Source organism: Kocuria sp. CNJ-770 (assembly GCF_001942375.1).
GTDB lineage: Bacteria > Actinomycetota > Actinomycetes > Actinomycetales > Micrococcaceae > Kocuria > Kocuria oceani.
On sequence record NZ_MKJW01000003.1, the window covers coordinates 1 to 7,441 of the forward strand.

General features: G+C 74.6%; 8 protein-coding genes. 7 read left to right on the forward strand and 1 reads right to left on the reverse strand.

The genetic code is table 11. From position 1 onward, the window contains the following. The first annotated feature begins 187 nt into the window (after positions 1-187). The 4 genes from BJF77_RS00075 (at position 188) to BJF77_RS21195 (ending at position 3,158) form a co-directional block, all read left to right on the forward strand. Complete coding sequence (locus BJF77_RS00075; protein ID WP_075870925.1) at positions 188-496, forward strand: hypothetical protein; 309 nt, start codon at positions 188-190, stop codon at positions 494-496. A 188-nt stretch (positions 497-684) separates the two neighbouring features. Next, positions 685-2,016: an Ig-like domain-containing protein gene (locus BJF77_RS00080; RefSeq protein WP_075870926.1), complete on the forward strand. Its 1,332-nt coding sequence runs from the start codon at positions 685-687 to the stop codon at positions 2,014-2,016. Positions 2,017-2,115: 99 nt separating this feature from the next. Then, complete coding sequence (locus BJF77_RS21190) at positions 2,116-2,982, forward strand: DUF1461 domain-containing protein (RefSeq protein WP_075870927.1); 867 nt, start codon at positions 2,116-2,118, stop codon at positions 2,980-2,982. Next, positions 2,874-3,158, forward strand: coding sequence for a DUF1461 domain-containing protein (locus tag BJF77_RS21195; RefSeq protein WP_255396054.1), 285 nt, complete (start codon positions 2,874-2,876; stop codon positions 3,156-3,158). The genes BJF77_RS21190 and BJF77_RS21195 overlap by 109 nt, the downstream gene beginning before the upstream one ends. 68 nt (positions 3,159-3,226) lie before the next feature. On the opposite strand, the gene BJF77_RS00090 is transcribed toward BJF77_RS21195, so the two are convergent. Then, positions 3,227-4,879 carry a dolichyl-phosphate-mannose--protein mannosyltransferase gene (locus tag BJF77_RS00090; protein WP_187347225.1) on the reverse strand — a complete coding sequence of 551 codons (1,653 nt, stop codon included), beginning with the start codon at positions 4,877-4,879 and terminating at the stop codon, positions 3,227-3,229. 78 nt (positions 4,880-4,957) lie between these two features. On the opposite strand from BJF77_RS00090, the gene rsmI reads away from it, so the two are divergent. The 3 genes from rsmI (at position 4,958) to cynS (ending at position 7,356) form a co-directional block, all read left to right on the forward strand. After that, on the forward strand, positions 4,958-5,863 hold the full coding sequence (gene rsmI, locus BJF77_RS00095) for a 16S rRNA (cytidine(1402)-2'-O)-methyltransferase (protein WP_047804088.1): 906 nt from the start codon (positions 4,958-4,960) through the stop codon (positions 5,861-5,863). 151 nt (positions 5,864-6,014) lie between these two features. Continuing rightward, complete coding sequence (locus tag BJF77_RS00100; RefSeq protein ID WP_047804089.1) at positions 6,015-6,857, forward strand: formate/nitrite transporter family protein; 843 nt, start codon at positions 6,015-6,017, stop codon at positions 6,855-6,857. Positions 6,858-6,918: 61 nt separating this feature from the next. Beyond that, complete coding sequence (gene cynS / locus BJF77_RS00105; protein WP_238986061.1) at positions 6,919-7,356, forward strand: cyanase; 438 nt, start codon at positions 6,919-6,921, stop codon at positions 7,354-7,356. Positions 7,357-7,441 lie beyond the last annotated feature (85 nt).

Consider the following 7,441-nt stretch of genomic DNA (forward strand, 5'->3'; position numbering starts at 1 on the left):
CGCGGCGGTGCCCGAGGCCCGAGCGGCGCGGCGGTGCCCGAGGCACGGCGGCGCGGCGGTGCCCGAGGCCCGAGCGGCGCGGCGTCCGGCGGAATCCTCCGCACGGCGGTGCCCCCGCCCTAGGATGAGCCGCAGACCGTGCCTGTCCGGCACGGAGGCTCTTCCCCCCGGAGCACCAGGAGACCCCATGACTGTCCCTGCAACGACGCAGCCGACGCACGCCGTCCCGGCCGAGAACCCCTATGCGCACGGCCCCGCGCGCCGTCCCGAGAGCAGCGGGGGTCACCGTGCCGCTCCCTGGGCGGCCCCCGTCCCCGCCCCGGCGACGACCGTCCTGGACCCGGGACTGGCCGCGATCCTGCGCTGCCCCCTGACGGGCGGGACGCTGATCCCCGTGGACGCGGACCGCTTGATGAGCGACCGTCCGTTCCGGGACGGCGTGCACCCGGTCTATCCGATCCGCAACGGGATCGCCTGCCTGTGCCCCGACCGCTGAGCGCTCGGGACCGGGGCACGCCCGCGGGCACCCTCCGCCCGGGATCCTCCCCTCGGCGCCGACCGGGGTCACGAAGCCGTTAACATTCGTACCCGCGGGGTGGCCGAGTAGGTCGTGCACGGGTCGGTGTGCCTATCGTGGGGCCCGTCCCCGAGCGCTTCCCCCCGTCCCCTCGAGGTGCCCCCACGATGTCCCTGTCCTCCCGTCCCCACCGCGCGCCCCGCGCCGTCCCGGCCCGCCGCCTGCTCGCGCTGGCCACGGCGACGGCGGTGCTCGCCACCGGCTGCGCGCACGCCGCCGGGGCCCACTCCGGTGAGCCTGCGCCCACCGTCGCGTCCTCCACCGGGTCGGCGGCGACCTCGGCCCCGAGCGCGACGCCGGCCATCACAGGGCCGGCCACCACGGGGCCGACCGCCACGGAACCGGCCACCACGGCGCCGGCGGGCCCGCAGCCGGCCGGCGTCGTGGTCACGCCCGCGGACGCCGCCGTGGAGCACAATCCCGTGGACCCGGTCGTGGTGCGCACCGGCGTTGGCGAACTGGGCGAAGTGGTGCTCGTGCCCGCCGCCGGCGGGGTGCCCGTGCCCGGGGAGCGCTCCGCGGACGGGCGCACGTGGACCAGCACGGACGTGCTGGCCTTCGACACCGCGTACGTGCTGCACTGGACCGCCGCGGCCGGCGGCACCACGAGCACGGGCACGAGCACCTTCAGCACCGTCTCGGCGGCCCAGGAGGTCGACGCGCGGGTCAACGTGGCCGAGGGCGGGGTCTACGGCACCGGGCAGATCCTGCAGTTCACCTTCTCGGAGCCCGTCCGGCACCGCGACGAGGTCGAGCGGGCGATCACCGTGCGCGGCGGCGGGGACCGGGCCGGGGCCTTCCGCTGGTACTCCGACACCGTGCTGCGCTACCGGCCCGCGGACACCTGGGAGCCGCACTCCGAGGTGACCGTCTCCCTGGACCTGCTGGGCCTGGACGTGGGCGGCGGGATGATCGGCAACCACGACCTGCGCCGCAGCTTCTCGATCGGCGCCGAGCACTACGCCCGCGTCGACGACGCGACGAAGACGCTGACGGCCTACGTCGACGGCGAGGTCGCCGGGACGTTCCCCGTCACCCTCGGCAACCCCGACTGGCCCTCCACCACGGGCCGGAAGGTCATCATGGAGCAGGCCCCCAGCTACCTGTTCAAGGCCTCCTCGCTCAGCCTGCAGCCCGGCGACCCGCACTGGTACGAGACCTTCTGGGCCTCCAACGTGTCCCGGCTGACGGCCAGCGGCGAGTTCGTGCACCAGGCCCTGCCCTCGGCGATGCCCGTCCTGGGCGAGGCCAACGTCTCGCACGGGTGCGTGGGCATGTCCGTCGAGGGCGCGAAGTTCGTCCACGACGTCTTCCGCCCCGGCGACATCGTGGAGGTCGTCGGCACCGGGTATCCGCAGGCCGACCCCGACGACGGCTACGGGGACTGGAACATCCCGCTGGAGCACTACGCCGACGAGTCGTGGCAGGGCAAGTGGTGAGGCGCCGCCGCTGAGGTCCCCGGTGGGTAGGATCGGGACCGACCGGCGCGGTCCCGCCCGCGCCGAGCCCCTGAGCACCCCCGACCGAAGGACCCGCCCGTGCCCTCCTCCAGCAACGACAAGGCCCCCTGGCAGCAGGCCGGCTCCGCCGCGGCGGACGCCCGGCGCGGCGAGGACCCGGTGTGGACGGGGCTGCTGCCCGCCGTCCCGCCCGCGGACCCCGCGCCGGAGCCCGGCCGCGACGGCGCACCCGCGCGCGAGAGCGGAGCCGAGCCTGCGGAGGGCAGCGCGGCGGCCGGCGGGTCCGGGCGGGCTCCGGGCGGCTCCCGCGCCGTCGGGGCCGTCGACGTCGGGGAGGACGACGAATCGGACGCGGAGGCCCGCCGCCGGGCCGCCCTGCGCCGCGACGCGCTGGCCGACGAGCCCCGGTTCCCGCGCCTGCAGCAGGTCTTCCTGGCCCTGCTGCTGCCGCTGGCGCTGCTGGCGGCGGCGGTGCGCACGGTGGCCACGCCGCTGTTCCTGTGGGCGGAGTACCACCGGCCCGGCTTTCCCGCGGACCGCTACGGCTTCTCCACGGACGAGCGGATGGTCTACGGGTCCTACGGCCTGGACTACGTCCTGAACTGGGCGCCGCCCGAGTTCCTCGGCGGGCTCGTGGGCGCGGGCGGGGGCCGGCTGTTCCTGGGCTCGGAGGTCGCGCACATGACGGACGTGAAGATCGTCCTGCAGAGCGCCCTCGCCGCGGTCGCCGTCCTGGCCGTGCTCGGCCTCGTCTCCTCCCTGTACCTGCGGGCCAAGCGCCGGGGGCGGCCTCGGGCGCCCTGTTCTTCGGGTCGTGGCTGGCCGTGGTGCTGCTGGTGCTGCTGGCCGTGGCGGCGGTGCTGGGCTGGCAGCAGTTCTTCGCCCTGTTCCACTCGCTGTTCTTCGCGGAGGGCTCCTGGACCTTCCGGGTCTCCGACACCCTGATCCGGCTCTATCCCACCCAGTTCTGGATGGACGCCGCGATCACGGTGGGCGCGCTGACCCTGCTGGGCGCCCTCGCCGTGATGGCCGCGACGTGGCCCACCGCGTTCCGCAGGCACCGGGCCCTCGACCGGGTGCGCCGGCGCCAGGAGCTCAAGCGACGGCTCGCCGGACGCTGACCGGGGCGGCCCGGACCCGGACGGCTCGGACCGACGACCCGGACCCGGGCGGCCCGGGTCCGGGCGGCTCAGATCCAGGCGGCGAACCACATCCGTTCCCGCCACTGCTTGTAGGGGACCGTCTCGGCGTACCAGACCGGGGCGAAGTGGGCGCTCAGCAGCAGCGCCGCGGCCGTGAACACCCCCACCACCAGGAGGCCTGCCCGCCGGCGGCGCACGGAGTCCTCCGGCCGGCCCAGCACCAGCCCCAGCATCCCGGCGAGCATCAGCATCAGGAACGGCTGCACCGGCAGCGCGTAGAAGTAGTACATGGTCCGCTCCGGATACAGGTACCAGGGCAGGTACCCGGCGGCGAACACGCCGAGCAGCGCCCCCCAGCGCCAGTCCCGCCGCACCGCCCACAGCCACGCCGCCACCAGCACGGCGGCGATCCCCGTCCACCACAGCAGCGGGTTGCCGATGTTGAGGATGGCCTGGGAGCAGTTCTCCACGGCGCATCCGGCCGCACCCTGCTCGGGGGCCTCCCAGAAGTAGGAGGTGGGCCGTCCCAGGGTCAGCCACAGCCACGGCAGCGCCTCGTAGGAGTGCTCGGTGCCCAGGCCGCTGTGGAAGCCGTAGGCGGAGGAGTGGTAGGCCCACAGCGAGCGCAGGGGGGCGGGCAGCCACAGCACGCCCTCGCCCGGGTGCTCCTGCGCCCACCGGCGGTCGTAGGCGCCGGTCGAGGCGAGCCAGCCCGTCCACGTGAGCACGTAGACCACCGCGCCCGTGCCGACCACCGCCAGGAACGCCGGCACGCCGTCCTTGAGCACCGCGGCCGGGAACCAGTGCCGGATCCCGGCCGTGCGGCGGGCGTTGAGGTCCCAGAGCACCGTGAGCACACCGAGGCCGGCGACCAGGAACAGGGCGCTCCACTTCACGCCGACCGCCAGCCCGCAGGCCGCGCCCGCGGCGATCCGCCACCAGCGCACCCCCAGCCACGGCCCCCATGCGAGGCGGCGGGCCAGCTGCGCCTCGGGCACCCGCCGGTCCGGGGGCACCCCCAGCCGGGCGACCAGGCGGCGGCGGCCGTCCCGGCGGTCCAGCAGGAGCAGGACGAAGGCGAGCAGGACGAAGAACATCAGGAAGACGTCCAGCATCGCCAGCCGCGACTGCACCAGGTGCAGCCCGTCCACGGCGGTGAAGAGCCCCGCGAGCGTGGCCACCGTGAGCGAGCGGAAGAGCAGCCACCCGGCGGCGCACACCAGCGCGATCGACAGCGTGCCGAACAGCGCCGAGGAGAAGCGCCACCCCACGGGGTCCTCGGCGCCGACCAGCCACATCCCCCCGGCGATGAGCCACTTGCCGACCGGCGGGTGGACCACGTAGGACGGGCCGCTCAGGGCCTCCGGCGGCGTGCCCGCCACGAACAGCTCGTCCGCGCCCTCCGGCCACTGCCGCTCGTAGCCGTAGCGCAGCAGGGAGTAGGAGTCCTTCACGTAGTAGGTCTCGTCGAAGACGATCGCGTCCGGGTGGGAGAGACCGTGGAAGCGCAGCACCCCTCCCAGCACCACGACGAGCAGCGGTGCCAGCCAGGCCAGGCGGGGCACCGCCGCGGCGGGCGGCAGCAGCCGTGCCCGCAGGGCGTCCGGGGCGAGGGACCGGCGCAGCGTGGTCACCGGTTCCCCGGCCCGGGTCACCGGGCCGCGGGCTGGGGCGCGCACCGAGGAACTCACGGAAGTCATCGTAGGGGACGGGCCCCCGCCCGCCCCGGCGTCCGCGGGGGAGGGGAGTGCCCCCGGGCCGGGCCGTAGAGTGGACCCGTGCACACCGAACCCCACGACGACGCCCCGACCGCCGCCCCCGCCGACCCGGCCGGCGGCACCGCGGGCCCCGGGCGGGTCGTGCTGGCGGGCACCCCGATCGGCAACCTGGGGGACGCCCCGCCCCGGCTGCGGGAGGCCCTGGAGACCGCGGACGTGCTCGCCGTCGAGGACACCCGCAGGCTGCGCCGGCTCACCGCCGGCCTCGGCGTCACCACCCGCGGGCGGGTGCTGACCCACCACGAGCACAACGAGGCCGGGCGGGTCGCCGAGCTGCTCGACGCCGTGCGCGCCGGGGCGACCGTGCTGGTCCTGTCCGACGCCGGGATGCCCACCGTCTCCGACCCGGGCTACCGGCTGGCCGAGGCCGCCGCGGCGGAGGGCCTGACCGTGACCGCCGTGCCCGGCCCCTCAGCGGTGCTCACGGCCCTGGCGGTGTCCGGCCTGCCCACCGACCGGTTCACGTTCGAGGGCTTCCTGCCGCGCAAGTCCTCCGAGCGGGCCGCCCGCCTCGCCGAGCTCGTCGGCGAGCGCCGCACCATGGTCTTCTACGAGGCCCCGCACCGGCTCGCGGTCATGCTCACCGCGCTGCAGGAGGCGTTCGGGCCCGGGCGCCGGGCGGTCGTCGCCCGGGAGCTCACCAAGCTGCACGAGGAGGTCGTGCGGGGTTCCCTCGCCGAGCTCCTCGACTGGTGCGCCGAGGGCCAGGTGCGCGGGGAGATCGCCGTCGTCGTCGCCGGTGCCCCGGCCCCCGAGGCGGCCCGCCCCGAGGACCTCGTGGCCGAGGTCGAGGCCCTCGTGACCGGGGGCGCCCGGTTGAAGGACGCCGCCGGGGAGGTCGCCGCGCGCTCCGGCGTGGGCAAGCGGGAGCTCTACGAGACGGTGCTGGCCGCCCGCAAGGGCTGAGTGCGGCGCCTCACCGCCGGGCCCGCCCAGGGTGCGCCCGAGTTGACCCGGTGGTGCCTGCACCGACACGGCGCGGAAACACGGTCCGCCCAGAATCGAGGGGAGCCGGGTCCCCGGCACCTCCCGTCCTTCCCCGTATCGGAGCCACGCCATGTCCTACGTGCATCCCTCGGACTTCGTCACGAAGATGATCGACGCCGGTGAGGCGAAGGTCTTCATGTCCACCCGGGACACCCTGATCCGGGCGTTCATGGCCGGTGCCATCCTCGCCCTGGCCGCGGCGTTCGCCGTGACCGTCACCGTGCAGACCGGTCAGGCGGTGGTCGGGGCGCTGCTCTTCCCGGTGGGCTTCTGCCTGCTGTACCTGCTCGGCTTCGACCTGCTGACCGGGGTGTTCACCCTGGTGCCCCTGGCCCTGATCGACAAGCGCCCCGGCGTCACGGTGCGCTCGATGCTGCGCAACTGGGGGCTCGTCTTCCTCGGCAACTTCGCCGGGGCGTTCACCGTGGCCGTCATGATGGCGATCATCTTCACCTACGGCTTCTCCACCGCGCCCAACGAGGTCGGGCAGGCCATCGGCTCGATCGGGGAGGGCCGCACGGTCGGCTACGCCGACTACGGCGCCGCCGGGATGCTGACCCTGTTCGTCCGGGCCGTGCTGTGCAACTGGATGGTCTCCACCGGTGTGGTCGCCGCGATGATGTCCACGAGCGTCTCCGGCAAGGTGATCGCCATGTGGATGCCCATCCTGCTGTTCTTCTACATGGGCTTCGAGCACTCGATCGTCAACATGTTCCTGTTCCCCTCGGGCCTGATCCTCGGCGGCGACTTCTCCGTCATGGACTACCTCGTGTGGAACGAGATCCCCACCGTGCTCGGCAACCTCGTGGGCGGGCTGACCTTCGTGGGGCTCACCCTCTACGCCACCCACGCCCGGACGGGCCTCACCCGGCCCCGCCCGGTGGCGCAGGACGTGCCCGTCGCCGCGGAGTGATCCGCCGCCTGCCGCACCGACCGCCCTTCCGCCGTTCCGAGGAGCACCAATGACCCCCATCATGACCAGATCCGACGCCGCCGAGCTCGTGGTCGCCGCCAGGCTGCGGCGCGGCCTGTCCTGGCACGAGATCGCCGAGCGGATCGGCGCCGCACCGGTGTGGACCACCGCCGCGCTGCTCGGGCAGCACCCGCTGAGCGCGGACCAGGCCGGCCAGGTCTGCGAGCTCCTCGGGCTGGACGGGACGGTGGCCGAGAGCCTGCAACGGCAGCCGTCCCGGGGCGCCGACCCGGAACGCATGGCCGATCCCACGATCTACCGCTTCACCGAGGCCCTGGCCGTCTACGGACCGGCTCTCAAGGAGCTCATCCACGAGGAGTTCGGGGACGGGATCATGAGCGCGATCAACTTCCGGGTCGACGTCTCCCGGCGCCCGGACCCCGACGGCGACCGCGTGGTGGTCACCTTCGACGGGAAGTTCCTCGACTACAGGTGGTGAGCCCGTCCCTCCCACTCCCACGCTCATGCCCATTCCCGGCTTCCCGTAGAGCCCGAGGTGATCTCTCTCGAGCGCCGAGTCCCCC